We start from the raw sequence: 13,047 nt of genomic DNA, 5'->3' as shown, positions 1-13,047 counted from the left end.
CGGCCGAACCCAACTATTTGTTTTTGTTGAGGTCAGGAACCTTGCGCGAACGGTGCCGTAATGGGCAATCGACAGGGGCGTCACCTTAGCGAAGGCTGGGGTCTCGTGCTGGTCCTGCTGTACGCTGTCACCGGGAGACCCCAGCCTTCGCTGGGGTGACGTTTGATTTTAGCGATATCGAACCGCCATCAGTCGACGCGGATGCGGGTTCCGCTGTCGAAACCGTCCGCCATCAGGCGAAGGATCGCGTCGGCCACCCGCTCCGGCGGCTTCACCGATTGCGGGTCCTCGCCGGGATAGGCGCGCTCGCGCATCTTCGTGCGGGTCGCACCCGGATCGACGATGGCGGTGCGGACGGGCGAGATGTTCGCCATCTCCAGCCCATAGCTGGCGATGATGTTGTCGAACGCGGCCTTCGACGCGCCGTACATGCCCCAATAGGCACGCGGGGCGGCCCCGACCGACGAGGTGACGCCGATCACGCGGCCGCTGCGCGCGAGGCGCAGCATTGGCGAAAAGGCGGCGATCAGCGCGGCGTTGGCGGTGACGTTCAGCGCTATCACCTTGTCGAACTCCTTCAGGTCGAACGACGGCACCGGTCCCAACGTGCCGAGCGCACCGGCGTTCAGCACCAGCATGTCGAGCGCGCGCCAGCGTTCGGCGATGGCCGACACCAGCTGCGGAACGGCGGTCAGGTCGTACAGGTCGATCGGCGCGATGGTGGCCGAACCGCCCGCCGCGTAGATCGCATCCTCGACCTCTTCCAGCCCGCCGGTCGTCCGCCCGGTCAGGATGACATGCGCGCCCTCCGCCGCCAGCGCGACGGCGGTGGCGGCACCGATCCCCCGGCTGGCGCCCGTGACGAGCGCCAGCTGCCCCTTCAACCGCTCGCTCATCCGACCCGTTCGGCCAGAACCGCGAACTGGTCGACCGAGCTGGTTTCATCCTGATCGGTCAGCGGCGTGGGATAATCGCCGGTGAAGCACGCGTCGCAATATTTCGGGCGGACCGCGGTCCGGTTGGCTTCGCCGAGCGCGCGGTACAAGCCGTCGATCGAGATGAAGGCAAGGCTGTCGGCCTGGATATAGTCGGTCATCCCGGCCAGATCATATTTCGCCGCCAGCAGCTTCGCGCGTTCGGGCGTGTCAACGCCGTAGAAGCACGAATGGCGCGTGGGCGGCGATGCGATGCGCATGTGCACTTCGGCCGCGCCGGCATCGCGCATCATCTGCACGATCTTCAGGCTGGTGGTCCCGCGCACGATCGAATCGTCGACCAGCACGATGCGCTTGCCCTCGATCAGCTTGCGGTTGGCATTGTGCTTCAGCTTCACGCCCAGATGGCGGACCTTGTCGCCCGGCTGGATGAAGGTGCGGCCGACATAGTGCGAGCGGATGATGCCCAGTTCGAACGGAATGCCCGATGCCTGCGCATAGCCGATCGCGGCGGGAACCCCCGAATCGGGCACGGGGATGACCAGATCGGCCTCGACCGCATTTTCCTGCGCCAGTTCGGCACCGATCGCCTTGCGCACCGAATAGATCGACCGGTCTTCGCTGATCGAATCAGGGCGCGAGAAATACACCCATTCGAAGATGCACGGACGTGGGCTGAGCGGCGCGAACGGCCGGATCGAGCGGAGTTCGCCGTTGGAAATGATGACCAGCTCGCCCGGTTCGACCTCGCGGACGAACTCGGCCCCCACCACGTCGAGCGCGACGGTTTCCGACGCGAAGATATAGGCGTCGCCGAGCTTGCCCATCACCAGCGGACGGATGCCGAGCGGATCGCGACAGGCGATCATCCCCTCGGGCGTCATGCAGATCAGCGAATAGGCGCCCTCGACCTGCTTCAGCGCATCGATGAACCGGTCGAGCAGCGTCCGGTAGTTGGACGTGGCGACCAGGTGGATGATGACTTCGGTGTCGCTGGTCGACTGAAAGATCGATCCGGTGCGCACCAGATCCTTGCGCAGCCGCATGGCGTTGGAAAGGTTGCCGTTATGCGCCACCGCGAACCCGCCCGACGCCAGTTCGGCATAGAGCGGCTGGATGTTGCGGTTCGACGTTTCGCCGGTGGTCGAATAGCGGACATGGCCGCAGGCGGTCGCGCCGGGCAGTGATTCGATCACCTCCGGCCGGTCGAAATTGCCCGCGACATGGCCCTGCGCACGCTGGGTATGGAACATCGCCCCGTCCCAGCTGCAGATGCCGGCCGCTTCCTGGCCCCGGTGTTGCAGCGCGTGGAGGCCGAGGGCCACGAGCGCCGCAGCGCCGTCCGCGCCGGAAACACCGAAGATGCCGCACTCCTCGCGCAGCTTGTCGTCGTCGAATGGGTGGGTGGTGAACATAGGCCCTTCCGGGGATAAGCGTGTCACGCGGCTGCCATATAGGTAGGCTGAATCGATTTGTCGCCCTTTGATCGTCGATTGCGGCGGAACCATGATCGGCGATAGGGGTTGCGCATGACTTCGCGCGATACCGGCCTGACCCTGAACCCCAAATATGACGCCGACGGACTGCTGACGGCGGTGTGCGTCGATGCCGATACGGCCGCGCCGTTGATGGTGGCGCATATGAATGCCGAGGCGCTGCGGCTGACGATCGAGACGGGAGAAGCGACCTTCTGGTCGCGGAGTCGGCAGGCGATCTGGAAGAAGGGCGAGACGTCGGGGAACGTCCTGCGCGTGGTCGAGGTGCGGATCGATTGCGATCAGGACGCGCTGTGGGTCCGCTGCGTCCCCGCCGGGCCGGCGTGCCATACCGGGGCGGACAGTTGCTTCTTTCGCCGGATCGAGGGCGATCGGCTGGTGCCGGTGGCATGAGGGGCTGGGCGGCGGCGCTGCTGTTGCTGGCGGGCTGTTCGCAAGGGGATGCGCCTTCGCCCGAGCCGGAAGGGGCCGCGCTGGAACAGGCGGCGATCGCACGCGGCGTGGTACGCGATGCGGCGACGGCCCAGCCGGTCGGGCTGTATGCGCGGGAGGGCGACCGGCTGTGCGTGACGGCGCGAAGGATCGGCGCGTTCGTCGACTATGGCGAGGCCAATGGATGCAGCGCGCGCGGACGCTATACCCGCGACGGCGAGCGGATGCGGGTCGAACTGGGCAAGGACTGCGCGTTCGAAACGGCATTCGATGGCGATGCGATTCGCTTCCCCGGGGCGTTGCCGGCAGGGTGCGAGGCGGCGTGCCGGGGGCGGGCGTCACTCTCCGGGTTGCGGTTCGACCGGTTGAGCGAGAGCGCGTCGGAAGCGGCGGCGCTGCGCGATCCGGCCGGGCGGGGATTGTGCGGGTAACGCCTTTCCGAAAAGAGCATATCCCCGCGCAGGCGGAGATACGGATAGTGAGCGATCAGATTCCCCGTGCCGCCGCCAGCGCGCGTTCGCGTGCCTCGCGGTGGTCGATGATCTTTTCCGGATAGTTTTTCGGCCGGCACCCGGCGGCATCGGGATCGTGGATGGCGCTGTCGGACAGCTTCGCCAGTTCGGGAACCCAGCGGCGGATATAGTCGGCGGCGTCGAATTTTTCGGACTGGGTCAGCGGCGCCATGATCCGGCCGAACATGTTCGAATCGACGCCGGTGCCGGCGACCCATTGCCAGTTGACCGCATTGTTGCCGAGATCGGCATCGACCAGACAGTCCCAATACCAGCGCTCGCCCTCGCGCCAGTCGATCAGCAGATGCTTGATGAGGAACGACGCGGCGATCATCCGCACGCGATTGTGCATCCAGCCGACCTGCCACAGCTGGCGCATTCCGGCATCGACGATGGGATAGCCGGTGCGCCCCTGCTGCCATGCCTTCAGGTCGCGCTTCGCCGCCGCATCGCTACGCCATTTGAGCTTGTCGTAGCGCGGGCGGCCGTTCGCGTCGGCATAGTCGGGCATCGACAGGATGACGCCGCTGGCGAAGTCGCGCCACGCCAGTTCCTTGCGATAGGTGGTGAGGCTGTCCCCCTGCCCGTCGAGCGCAGCCCAGATTTGTCGCGGCGAAATCTCGCCATGGTGGAGGTGCGGCGACAGGTTGGAGCTGCCGTCGATCGAGGGCAGGTTGCGGGCGGTGTCATAGTCGTCGACGCGGGTTGTGAAGGATTTCAGCGCTTTGTGCGCGCCGTCCTCGCCCGGTTGCCATGCCTTGCCGAAGGCGGTCGACCAGTCGGGCTTGGTCGGCAACAAGTCCCAGTCAGCGAGCTTGTCGGATTTCGGCCATTTGGCCGGCGACGGGATCGTGCGCGGCATTGGTGACGGGGCCTCGGGCGGCAGCATCTGGTTCAGCGCCTTCCAGAAGGACGAATAGATTTTGAACATGCCGCCGGAACCGGTGCGGACGCTTTCGGGCGGGCGCAGGTGGTTGCCGTCATGCAGGCAGAGCGTGTCGCCCAGCGCCTCCTGCGCCTTCACCCACCAGGGTTCGTAATGGCGCATGGCATGGATGTGCTTCGCCCCGGTTTCCTCGCATAGCTTGTGGAGTTCGGCAACGGACTCGCCCCGGCGCAGGATCAGGCGCGAGTCCTTGGCGCGCAGCGATTCGTCGAACGACGCCAAGCTGTGGTGCAGCCACCAGCGTTGCGCACCGCCGATCGCCCAGTCGCCGGGGCCTTGGTTATCGAGGATATAGACCGGGATCACTGCCCCGTCGTCGATCGCGGCAAGGAGGGCGGGCTGGTCGCGCAGGCGGAGGTCCTGGCGGAGCCAGAGTAGGACGGGTTCGCTCATCGCGTGACGTTACGCTTGCGCGACGATGCCGGTTCCCTCCGCCACGGCGACGATCGATGCGACATGGCGATGCGACACTTCGAGCAGGTCGCCATAGCCGCCGCCGAGCGCGCTGGCGATCGGCAGGCCGCGCGTGCGGGCCATTCGGCCGATCCAGCGGTCGCGCTCGATCAGCCCGGCCTGCGTCAATGCCAGCCGCCCCAGCCGGTCGTCGGCGAACGGATCTACCCCGGCCTGATAGAGCAGCAGCGTCGGACCGAAGCTGTCGATCAGCGGCACGAGGGTCGCTTCGAGCGTCGCCAGATATTCGTCGTCGCCGACCCCGTCGGGCAGGCCGACATCGAGGGTCGACACCGCCTTTCGCGCCGGGAAGTTCTTTTCGGCGTGGATCGAATAAGTGGCGAGGTTGGTGCGCCCGGCGAGCAGCGAGGCGGTGCCGTCGCCCTGATGCACGTCGACATCGACCACCAGCACGCGCTCGCACGTCCCTTCGTCAACCAGCCGGTTGGCGGCGATGGCAAGATCGTTGAACACGCAATAGCCTGCCCCGGTATCGGCCAGCGCATGGTGGCTGCCGCCGGCGGTGTTGGCGGCATAGCCCCGCTCCATCGCGACCAGCGCGGCGGCATAGGTGCCGCCGGGCACCGCCTGCGCGCGCAGGGCCATCGGCGGGGTGACGGCGAAGCCGATGCGGCGTTCCTTGTGCGGGGGCACCCGCGCCTCGATCACCTCGGCAACATAGGTGTCGTCGTGCACCGCCTCCAGCCATTGGCGCGGCATCGCCTGACAGCCGTGCCAGTCGATGGTATCGCCCATGTCGAGCAGCAGGTCGCGAACGAGGCCGTTCTTGCCCCAGCGATAGCGGCTGCCGGGCGGGCTTTCGGCGACATAGTCGGGATGGTGGACGACGGGGATCACTCGGGGCAGATAAGATGCCGATGCGCCTCGCAAAAGCCCGAGGCGCACGGTAGGAAGCGGCGATGGACAAGACCCACCTCCCCTATCGCCCCTGTGCCGGCGTCATGCTGCTGAACCGCGAGCGTTTGGTGTTCGTCGGCCAGCGGCTCGATTCGACGCTGGAGGCGTGGCAGATGCCGCAGGGCGGGATCGACGACGGCGAGGCGCCGATCGACGCCGCGATCCGCGAGCTGCGCGAGGAAACGGGCGTGGCGGCGGACAAGGTGCGGCTGATCGCGGAAAACCCCGACGAACTGCTCTACGACCTGCCCGACGACATGATCGGGAAAATCTGGAAGGGGAAATGGCGCGGGCAGCGGCAGCGCTGGTTCCTGTTCGGCTTCGACGGGACCGACGCCGATATCGACATCCGGACGCCCGAGCCGGAGTTCCGGGCATGGCGCTGGGCCGACCCCGCCGACCTGCCGGCGATGATCGTGCCGTTCAAGAAGGCGTTGTACGAACAGGTGCTGGCCGGGTTCGCCGCGCACTTGCATCGGTGAGCTGCTCCGGACACGCGATGAACCGTTCAGCCTATATGCATTCCATGGGCTATAGCGGGCAGTGATGCCGAACCCCGCGCTCCTCCTGCCCTTGGGCCTGTATTTCGCGGAGCCGCCACCCGAGCCGGACCTGCCGATCGAAATCCGGACGATGCTGGAAGAGGCGATGGCGTCGGGCAACGACAACGACGTGGCGACGATCGTGCGCTATGCGCGCAAGGCCGCGCCGAAACATTCGCAGAAGATCGCCGAGCTGGCGTCGCACTATACGTTCGAGCGGACCGAGAAGACCGAGAAAAGGCTGCGCACGGCGTCGTTCGGCGCACTGGTGAAAGGCCGTGCCGAGGTCGGCGGGTGGATCAACAGCGGCAATTCGGACAGTCTGGGCGTGACCGCCGTGCTCGACCTGTCGCGCGAGGGCTATCGCTGGCGGCACAAGCTGAAATTGCAGGCGGATTATCAGGAAAACAACAATATCCCGACGCGCGAACATTATCTCGCCGCGTTCGAACCGAACTACAAGGTCGATGACCGGCTCTACGTCTATGGCGCGGCGCAGTATGAGTCGGACAAGTTCTTCGGCTACTACGATCGTTATTCGGCATCGACCGGGGCGGGCTATACCGTCGTCGCCAAGGGGCCGGTGACGCTCGACCTCGAACTGGGTCCGGCGTTTCGCTATACGTCGTTCACGACGGATACGGTCGAGCGGAACCTGGCGGCGCGCGGGTCCGTCGATTTCGGTTGGCGGATGACGCCGGCGCTGACGCTGCGGCAGAATACCTCGGCCTATTTGCAGGACGCCAACAGCACCATTACCAGCCTGACCGCGGTCGATGCCAAGGTGCTGGGGCCGCTATCGGCGCGGCTGTCGTACAACATCCAGTTCGAAAGCCGCCCGCCGGTGGGGCGGGTCAATGCCGATACGACCGGACGGGCTTCGCTGGTCTACGCGTTTTAATACAGGACACCATGCGGCAGGACCGTTCATCCTGAGTAGCCGCTGAGCTTGTCGAAGCGGCGTATCGAAGGACCGCCAAGGGTGCTTCGATACGGGCCTTCGACAAGCTCAGTCCCTACTCAGCACGAACGGTTGCGTTTGACATTACTCTCACTTGCTCCGGGGTGACGGGATAACCAGCGTTCCGCCACAAGAGGTTCCGTTTGATACCGCATCGCTCTACAACCGGGCGATGGACAGGATGAATGTGGACGAACGCCGGGCGATCGATGCGATCGACCAGACGGAAATGCTGGCGCAGGTCGAACGATGGGTCGCGGTGAACAGCGGGACGCGCAACGTCGCGGGGCTGGATGCGGTCGCCGGAATGCTGGCCGACAGCTTCGCCGCGCTGCCGGGCGAGATCGCGCTGATCGATCCCGATCCGGTGGAGACGGTCGAGGCCGATGGGGCCGTCCGCACGATCGACCATGGACGGCACCTGCTGGTCAGCGTTCGCCCGGAGGCGCCGGTGCGGATGCTGTTCACCGGCCATATGGACACGGTGTATGGCGAAACCCACGCGTTCCAGTCGATGCGCTATACCGATCCGAACATGCTGAACGGGCCAGGCGCCGCCGACATGAAGGGCGGGCTGGCGGTGATGCTCGCCGCGCTGAAGGCGGTCGAGGCGGGCGGGATCGGCGATCGCTTCGGCTATGACGTGATGATCAATTCGGACGAGGAGACCGGGAGCTTTTCGTCGGCGCGGCTGATCGACCGGGTGGCGCGGGGCAAAGTTGCTGCCTTCACCTATGAACCCGCCCTGCCCGACGGTACGCTGGCCGGCGCGCGCGGGGGCACCGGCAATTTCTCGATCGTCGTCACCGGGCGCAGCGCCCATGCCGGGCGCAACCCGGAGGAAGGGCGCAACGCCATCGTCGCCGCCGCCGACATCGCCCTCAGGCTGAACGCGGTGCGGGGGCCACGACTGGCGGTCAATCCGGCGCGGATCGATGGCGGCGGGCCGAACAATGTGGTGCCCGACCATGCCGTGCTGCGCGTCAATTTCCGGCCGCATGGCGCGGAAGAGATCGAGCGCGCCCGGGCGCAGATCGACGCGGCGGTGGCGATGGTCGCGGCGGATCATGCGGTCGAGATCGCGGTCCATGGCAGCTTCAACCGGCCGCCCAAGCCGATCGACGCCGGCGCGGCGAAGCTGTTCGCACTGGTGAAGCAGGCCGGTGCCGACCTGTCGATCCCGATCGCGTGGCGTGACACCGGCGGGGTATGCGACGGCAACAACATCGCGGCGGCCGGCGTACCGGTGATCGACACGATGGGCGTGCGCGGTGGCGCGATCCATTCCGTACAAGAATATATGATCGTCGACAGCCTGGCCGAACGCGCCCGGCTGTCGGCGCTCGCCATTGCTCGCATCGCGGGCCGGGGGGGACTGTGACGTTTCGAATCCGTGCGGCGCGCGAAAGCGACCTGAAATATCTGTACGAAATGGCGAAGCTGACCGGTGGCGGCTTCACCAACCTGCCCCCGGACCGCAGTGCGCTGATGACCCGGCTGGAACGCAGCGCCATCGCGTTCAGCCATGACGAGGACGCCCCGCGCGACGAGGTGTTCGTGCTGGTACTGGAAAATGTCGACACCGGCGAGGTGCGCGGGACGTGCCAGATCTTCACCAAGGTCGGGCAGCGCTGGCCCTTCTATTCCTATCGCGTCGCGACGCTGACCAAGCATAGCGAGGCGCTGGGCCGCACCTTCCGCGCGGACATCCTGAACCTCGTCAACGATCTGGAGGGGTCGAGCGAGGTCGGCGGGCTGTTCCTGCATCCGGGCGAGCGGGCCGGCGGGCTGGGGCTGTTGCTCGCCCGGTCGCGCTATCTGTTCATCGCGCGGCATCGCGGGCGCTTCGCCGACCGGGTGCTGGCGGAGCTGCGCGGGATCATCGACGAAGCGGGTGGATCGCCCTTTTGGGACGGGGTGGCCGGGCGCTTCTTCGGCATGAGTTTTCAGGATGCCGACCAATTCAACGCGATCCACGGCAATCAGTTCATCGCCGACCTGATGCCGCGCCACCCGGTCTATATCGCGATGCTGCCCGAAGCGGCGCGCGGCGTCATCGGCCTGCCCCACCCGACCGGGCGCGCGGCGATGCGGATGCTGGAGAATGAAGGCTTTGCCTATGAGAATTACGTCGACATCTTCGACGGCGGCCCGACCATGACCGCCCGTACCGACCAGATCGCGACGATCCGCGACCGGCGCGAGCGGCAGGTGGTCGCGATCGGCGACGGCGGCAGCCCCTCGCTGCTGGCGACCGGGCGGCTGGCCGAGTTTCGTGCGTGCCTGGGCGACGTGACCGTCACCGACGACGGGATCGTCATCGATGCGGACGCCGCCCGCGCGCTGAACGTCGCGGTCGGCGACACGGTGTCGCAGGTGGCGCGATGAGCGTGCGCGAGATCAATTTCGACGGGATCATCGGTCCCAGCCATAATTATGCCGGGCTAAGCCACGGCAATCTGGCGGCGACGCGCAATGCGGGCGGGACGTCGCGTCCGCGCGCGGCGGCATTGCAGGGGATCGCCAAGATGCGCGCGAACCTGGCGCTGGGGCTGACGCAGGGCATCCTGTTGCCGCATCCGCGCCCCGACCATGGCTGGCTGGCGTCGCTATCGACCGATTATGCCGCCGCCGCACCGCATCTGAAGGCGCAGGCGCTGTCGGCATCGGCGATGTGGGCGGCCAATGCCGCGACGGTTTCGCCGGCCAGCGACTGCGACGACGGGCGCTGCCACCTGACCGTCGCAAACCTCGTGACGATGCCGCATCGCAGTCACGAATGGCCGGCGACGCTCAGCCAGTTGCGGACGGCCTTTGCCGCTGATGCCTTCGTCGTCCACGGCCCCGTCCCCGCGCCATTCGGCGACGAAGGGGCGGCGAACCATATGCGATTGTGCGAGACGCATGATGCGGCGGGCGTCGAGATATTCGTCTATGGCGTGAGCGGCGGTCCCTTCCCCGCCCGACAGCATCGCGAGGCGTCCGAAGCGATCGCGCGGGCGCATGGGCTGGACCCGGCACGGACGCTGATGGTCCGGCAGTCGGACGCGGCGATCGCGGCCGGCGCGTTCCACAACGACGTGGTGGCGGTCGCCAACGAACGCGTCCTGTTCGCGCATGAACAGGCATTCGAGGATCGCGACGCCTTCTTCGCCGACCTGCGCGCGGCGATGCCGTCGGTCGAGATCGTCGAGGTGCCGGCCGACCGGGTGAGCCTGGCCGATGCGATCACTTCCTATCTGTTCAACGCGCAGTTGGTGACCTTGCCCGCAGGCGGCGGCATGGCGCTGATCCTGCCTAGCGAAGCGCGCGAGAATGAGCGGGTGTGGGGCTGGTTGCAGGAACTGGTGGCGGGCAACGGCGCGATCCGCTGGCTGGAGGTGGTCGATGTGCGCGAATCGATGGCCAATGGTGGCGGGCCGGCTTGTCTGCGGCTGCGCGTGGTCGCCGATCCGGCGACGATCGATCCGCGGTTCCTGGTCGACGATGCGAAGCTCGACCGGATCGCGGCGGTGGTCGAGGCGCACTGGCCGGAGCAGATCGCGCCCGCCGCTATCGGCGATCCGGCGCTGATCGACGCGATCGAGGCGGCGCACCGGGCGCTGCTGGAATCGCTCGACCTTGTCGGGTTAATTGACAGTTAACCATAAGTCGGGCGGCAGGATTGGCGAAAAACCGCCAATGGTACGTATTTTGCGTGATTTGCGATCATGCTGACCCGGCTCAAAAACCTGTTCACGATCAAATCGAAGTTCGAGGCGTTTCTGGTCATCTATGGCTTGGGCGTCGGCGCGGTCGAGCGTGGCTTTCATTACATGGCGCAATATCCGGGCATCGGCGGCAAGCTGTTGTTCGTCGTCTGCCCGATCGCGGTGTTCATGGCCGGCACGCGCATTCTCGATTCCATCGACGCGGAGCGCGAGGCAGGCTAGGCAGCGCCATGCCACGCGAAATTACCGCCTTTTCGAACCCGATGGTGAAGTCCGCGCGCAACCTGCGCGAAAAGCGCCATCGCCGCGACCAGCGCCGCTTCCTGGCCGAAGGGTTGCGCATCCTGACCGAAGCGCGCGAGGCGGGGTGGCTGCCGGCGGAACTCTATTTCGCCAGCGGCGAGCAGCATCCGTTGCTGGAAACGCTGATCGAGGAGACCGAGGCGTCGGGCGGCATCGCCATTTCCACGACGGTCGACATCCTGTCGAAGCTGTCCGGCAAGGACAATCCGGGGTCGGTCGTCGGCGTCTATGACGAATTCTCGACCGAGCTTGCAGGCATCGACCGACGCAATGCGTCGCTGTGGCTGGTCGCGGAACGGCTGCGCGATCCGGGCAATCTCGGCACCATCCTACGCACGGCGGACGCGACCGGCGCGGGCGGGCTGATCCTGATCGACGAATGCGTCGACCCGTTCTCGGTCGAGGCGGTGCGGGCGAGCATGGGGGCGATCTTCACCGTCGCCGTGGCGCGGGCCGATTGGGCGACGTTCAAGGACTGGCTGCGGGGCGGCCCCGGAACGCTGGTGGGGCTGAGCCTCGACACGACCCATGATTATCGCGCGGCGACCTATCCCGATCCGACCTTCCTGCTGACCGGGAACGAGGCGCAGGGGATGCCGGACCATATGGCCGCCGAATGCGACCTGCTGGTCAAGATCCCGATGCTGGGCAAGGCCGACAGCCTCAACGCGGCGGTCGCGACGGCGGTGATGGCGTACACCGTGCTGGGGCAGCACCGGCCCTGAACCTTCCGGGTCGCGAGGGATTGAGCGGGGATGACCCACCCGACCTTCGCCGCCCTGCCCGCCGCCGACATCGCGGCGCTGGACAGCCCCAGCATCGTCCTGTTCGGGGCGAGCGAGGCCACGCCCTATGACGATGGCGCGCCAAGCCATTCGGCCGACGCGCCCGCCGCGATCCGCGCCGCGTCGCTGGGGTTCGCGCGGCAATTGTCGCAGATCGATTTCGACCTGGGCTTCACCCCCTTTCCCGATCCCAAAGATACGCGTGGGGTGGTGGACATCGGCGATGTCGATACCCGGCCGGAGGATGCAGCGGGCAATCGTCAGCGGATCGAGGCGACGACGCGTGCGGTGCTGGATGCCGGCGCGATACCGATCCTCCTGGGCGGCGACGATTCGGTGCCGATCCCGTTCGCGGCGGCCTTTGCCGGGCGCGGGCCGCTGACCGTCGTGCAGATCGATGCGCATGTCGACTGGGGCGACGACATTCGTGGGGAGCCGCTGGGCTATGGATCGCCGATGCGGCGGCTGGCGGAGATGCCGCACGTCACGGGCATGGTGCAGGTCGGGGTGCGCGGACTGGGCAGCGGCGGCGCGTGGCAGATCGAGGATGCGCGCGGCTGGGGCAGCCGGATCGTCACCGCCTATAACCTGATCCGAGGCGGGATCGATGCTGCCATCGCGCAGGTACCGGCGGGCGGGCGCTACCTCGTCTCGATCGATTGCGACGGGATCGACCCGGCGGTGTTTCCGGCGGTGGCGATGCCCACGCCGGGCGGATTGCGGTATGAGGAGGTCGTGCTGCTGTTGACCGCGCTGGCGGACGAGGGCGCGATCGCCGGGCTGGTGCTGGCGGAATATGTGCCGGCGCGCGACGATCCGCATCGGTTGTGCGCAGGGATCGCGGCACGGATCGTCGCGGTGACGATGGGGTTGGTACTAGGCGATGATGGGCAGGTGCCGCCCCGGCCTCAAGGGTAGCACTTCCTTCCCGCACCACCATACCCCGCCGCAGGCCGGGGTCTAGTTGCGGCGTCGGTCGCGTTTCCAGTACAGGCACTACCCAACTGGACCCCGACCTGCGCCGGACTACCTCCAGCGCCGATCGACATTCAGC

The 13,047-nt window shown here is 66.8% G+C and carries 14 protein-coding genes; 10 read left to right on the top strand and 4 right to left on the bottom strand.

Annotated features, from left to right (window positions below; genetic code table 11):
- Positions 1-188: 188 nt before the first annotated feature.
- Together ASE83_RS03470 and purF are read right to left on the bottom strand one after the other, a co-directional pair.
- On the bottom strand, positions 189-896 hold the full coding sequence (locus ASE83_RS03470; protein ID WP_055783885.1) for an SDR family NAD(P)-dependent oxidoreductase: 708 nt from the start codon (positions 894-896) through the stop codon (positions 189-191).
- Complete coding sequence (gene purF, locus ASE83_RS03465; protein ID WP_055783884.1) at positions 893-2,350, bottom strand: amidophosphoribosyltransferase; 1,458 nt, start codon at positions 2,348-2,350, stop codon at positions 893-895. The genes ASE83_RS03470 and purF overlap by 4 nt, the downstream gene beginning before the upstream one ends.
- Positions 2,351-2,464: 114 nt before the next feature.
- On the opposite strand from purF, the gene hisI reads away from it, so the two are divergent.
- Entirely contained in the window at positions 2,465-2,824 is a 360-nt protein-coding gene (gene hisI, locus ASE83_RS03460) for a phosphoribosyl-AMP cyclohydrolase (RefSeq protein ID WP_055783883.1), read from the top strand.
- Complete coding sequence (locus ASE83_RS03455; RefSeq protein WP_055783882.1) at positions 2,821-3,294, top strand: hypothetical protein; 474 nt, start codon at positions 2,821-2,823, stop codon at positions 3,292-3,294. The genes hisI and ASE83_RS03455 overlap by 4 nt, the downstream gene beginning before the upstream one ends.
- 55 nt (positions 3,295-3,349) lie before the next feature.
- Here ASE83_RS03455 and ASE83_RS03450 read toward each other — a convergent pair whose 3' ends face one another.
- Positions 3,350-4,714, bottom strand: a complete 1,365-nt coding sequence (locus tag ASE83_RS03450) for a cryptochrome/photolyase family protein (protein ID WP_055783881.1) — start codon at positions 4,712-4,714, stop codon at positions 3,350-3,352.
- A gap of 9 nt (positions 4,715-4,723) precedes the next feature.
- Positions 4,724-5,632 carry a histone deacetylase family protein gene (locus tag ASE83_RS03445; RefSeq protein ID WP_055783880.1) on the bottom strand — a complete coding sequence of 303 codons (909 nt, stop codon included), beginning with the start codon at positions 5,630-5,632 and terminating at the stop codon, positions 4,724-4,726.
- Between the two features lie 62 nt (positions 5,633-5,694).
- Here ASE83_RS03445 and ASE83_RS03440 point away from each other — a divergent pair, with 62 nt between their 5' ends.
- From ASE83_RS03440 to ASE83_RS03405, 8 genes are all read left to right on the top strand, one after another.
- Positions 5,695-6,174: an RNA pyrophosphohydrolase gene (locus ASE83_RS03440; protein ID WP_055783879.1), complete on the top strand. Its 480-nt coding sequence runs from the start codon at positions 5,695-5,697 to the stop codon at positions 6,172-6,174.
- Positions 6,175-6,238: 64 nt separating this feature from the next.
- A complete protein-coding gene (locus ASE83_RS03435) occupies positions 6,239-7,135 on the top strand; it encodes a DUF481 domain-containing protein (RefSeq protein ID WP_055783878.1) in 897 nt (298 codons plus the stop codon).
- A gap of 232 nt (positions 7,136-7,367) precedes the next feature.
- Positions 7,368-8,576, top strand: a complete 1,209-nt coding sequence (locus tag ASE83_RS03430; protein ID WP_200921803.1) for a hydrolase — start codon at positions 7,368-7,370, stop codon at positions 8,574-8,576.
- Positions 8,573-9,583, top strand: coding sequence for an arginine N-succinyltransferase (locus ASE83_RS03425; protein ID WP_055783876.1), 1,011 nt, complete (start codon positions 8,573-8,575; stop codon positions 9,581-9,583). The genes ASE83_RS03430 and ASE83_RS03425 overlap by 4 nt, the downstream gene beginning before the upstream one ends.
- Positions 9,580-10,839, top strand: coding sequence for an N-succinylarginine dihydrolase (locus tag ASE83_RS03420; protein ID WP_055783875.1), 1,260 nt, complete (start codon positions 9,580-9,582; stop codon positions 10,837-10,839). Before ASE83_RS03425 ends, ASE83_RS03420 begins: the two co-directional genes overlap by 4 nt.
- A 66-nt stretch (positions 10,840-10,905) precedes the next feature.
- Positions 10,906-11,127, top strand: coding sequence for a hypothetical protein (locus ASE83_RS03415; RefSeq protein WP_055783874.1), 222 nt, complete (start codon positions 10,906-10,908; stop codon positions 11,125-11,127).
- A gap of 8 nt (positions 11,128-11,135) precedes the next feature.
- Positions 11,136-11,933, top strand: a complete 798-nt coding sequence (locus ASE83_RS03410; RefSeq protein WP_055783873.1) for a TrmH family RNA methyltransferase — start codon at positions 11,136-11,138, stop codon at positions 11,931-11,933.
- 30 nt (positions 11,934-11,963) lie between these two features.
- Positions 11,964-12,911 carry an arginase family protein gene (locus tag ASE83_RS03405; protein ID WP_055783872.1) on the top strand — a complete coding sequence of 316 codons (948 nt, stop codon included), beginning with the start codon at positions 11,964-11,966 and terminating at the stop codon, positions 12,909-12,911.
- Positions 12,912-13,047: the final 136 nt, after the last annotated feature.

The sequence above is a fragment of the Sphingomonas sp. Leaf32 genome, assembly GCF_001421765.1.
Taxonomy (GTDB): domain Bacteria; phylum Pseudomonadota; class Alphaproteobacteria; order Sphingomonadales; family Sphingomonadaceae; genus Sphingomonas.
Note: the sequence above shows the minus strand (reverse complement) of the source record. Positions and strands in the feature narration are given on the sequence as shown.